The sequence below is a fragment of the Rhizobacter sp. P1_G5 genome (assembly GCF_056405435.1).
In genome coordinates, this window is record NZ_JBFUCB010000880.1 from 1 (window position 1) to 1,889 (window position 1,889).

A 1,889-nucleotide genomic window follows, 5' to 3' on the forward strand; every position below is an offset into this window, starting at 1 on the left:
CAATGTGGGAGCGCCCTACTCCACTGGGGAATGCCGTGAAGGCAACAGCGTGGCCATCCATGCGCCGCAAGCAGGTGCCGAGGTGGCGTACCTCGGTGAAAACATGGAGGTGTCGTTCTCCGTCGGGCCTGCAGATCCGTCTCGCGCTGCTCCCACCGGATCGGTGGAAGTGACGCTGCAGGGCGCCAGCTGCGTCGCCCAACTGATCGACGGTGCAGGGCGTTGCAGCGTTCTCGTCACCAGTGCGGCGTGGTCGCAGATCGTCACGGTGAAGTATCTCGGCGACACGGTCTACCGCGATTCTCAGTCCACGGTTCTGGTCCATGCCGGCGGCCTCTCCTGGAACAATGCCATCAAGCTGACCAGCGGCTCATGCACGCTCAGCTCCCCCGACAGTTCCGAACAGCTTGTCGAGCTTCACGGAACCGCATCGGGCGAGGTGGGTGCAAGGGTCGTCGCGCGGTTGGAATCAGACATTGCAGGTTCGGCCGGCTCCAGTAGCTACGCGTCATGCCCGGGGTGGACGGGCTTCGGCATCATCGATGGCCTTTGGCAAGGCTGCATACGCAGGCCCGATGAATCACCGATCACTACCTGGTCAGCGAAGATAACCCGCAACGGGCATACCGGCGTCCGGGCAGAACTGCTGGAGTGGCACCCGATGCCTTCGCACTTCCCGCAGCCGCTGGCCCTCGTCCGGCAGGCTGCCGTACCCTGCCCCGGCTCCATCACCTACCCGTAGCGGCTCGATGCACTTCGACATTCTCGTTCCCGAGGCCTCGAGGAACATCGCCCAGGTGCTCGGCTTCGGCCGCACCTACCTGGCCGCCAAGGGGGTTCCAGCGGACACCCTCCGCGCGGCTGCACCCGCATCGCGTACCGCGACGCCGGCGTCGATCCGCTCGACGATCCGGCGCTGGCCGATGAGTTCGATCTCGTCGTCGTGCTTGGCGGCCCGATCGGCGACGAAGACGGCGCGGTCTATCCCTTCCTGGCCGACGAGCTGCGCCTGATCGAACGACACCTCGCCCAGCATCGGCCACTGCTGGGCGTCTGCCTGGGGGCGCAGTTGATGGCCAAGGCGTTGGGCGCCCGGGTGAAGCCGATGGCGCATGGCCGCAAGGAGATCGGCTTCGGCCCGATCGAGCTGACCGATGCCGGCCGCGCCTCGCCGCTGGCCGCCTTGCCGCCGGGCCCGCCGGTGCTGCATTGGCACGGCGACCAGTTCGAGCTGCCGCCAGGCCTGCCGAGCCTGGCCGCCACGGCGCTGTGCCCGCACCAAGCCTTCATGCCCCTGGCCGGCCGCCCTCGCCTTGCAGTTCCACCTGGAGGCCGATCCGCGCCGCATCGAGCAATGGCTGATCGGGCATGCGGGCGAGCTCAGCCAGGCCGGGGTMGACATCGCGGCATTGCGCCGCGAGGCCGTGCAGCATGGCGGCGCGCTGGCCGCGGGCCTGGTGGATGCCTGGCTGGGGGGCTTTCAGGCCACGACGTAGCGCCCCGGCGTGGTCCCCATCGCCTTGCGGAACATCGTGATGAAGCTGCCCGAGCTCTCGTAGCCCAGCCGGTCCGCGACCTGCTGGACCGACGAGCCGATGCCCAGCCATTTCACCGCCAGCATCAGGTGGAGCTGCTGGCGCCAGCGGCCGAAGCTCATGCCGGTTTCCCTGGCGAGCAGGCGCGCCATCGTCCGCTCGCTCAGGCCGGCGCGCTGCGCCCAGGTCTGCGTCGTTCCGCGGTCGGCCGGGTCATCGATGATCATCTCGACGATCTTGCGCAGGCGCGCATCCACCGGCATCGGCAGGTGCAGGTGGCCGGTGGGCGCCGCACCGATCTCGTCGACCAGCAGCGTGGTCAGGCGCGCGTCCATGCCCTGCTCCTCATAGAGC

At 68.5% G+C, this 1,889-nt stretch carries 3 protein-coding genes and 1 pseudogene; 3 read left to right on the forward strand and 1 reads right to left on the reverse strand.

What is annotated here, in order from left to right:
* The 3 genes and pseudogenes from AC1D12_RS32255 to AC1D12_RS32265 all read left to right on the forward strand — a co-directional run.
* Positions 1-742: Ig-like domain-containing protein (locus AC1D12_RS32255; RefSeq protein ID WP_477845229.1), on the forward strand; the 742-nt coding region annotated here is incomplete at its 5' end.
* 201 nt (positions 743-943) lie between these two features.
* A pseudogene (locus AC1D12_RS32260) lies at positions 944-1,186 on the forward strand (glutamine amidotransferase-related protein); the annotation flags it as partial.
* Between the two features lie 127 nt (positions 1,187-1,313).
* Entirely contained in the window at positions 1,314-1,496 is a 183-nt protein-coding gene (locus tag AC1D12_RS32265) for a hypothetical protein (protein WP_477826192.1), read from the forward strand.
* On the opposite strand, the gene AC1D12_RS32270 is transcribed toward AC1D12_RS32265, so the two are convergent.
* The coding region (locus AC1D12_RS32270) for a helix-turn-helix domain-containing protein (protein WP_477845230.1) at positions 1,481-1,889 on the reverse strand (409 nt) is incomplete at its 5' end. The two genes, AC1D12_RS32265 and AC1D12_RS32270, sit on opposite strands and share 16 nt — an antisense overlap.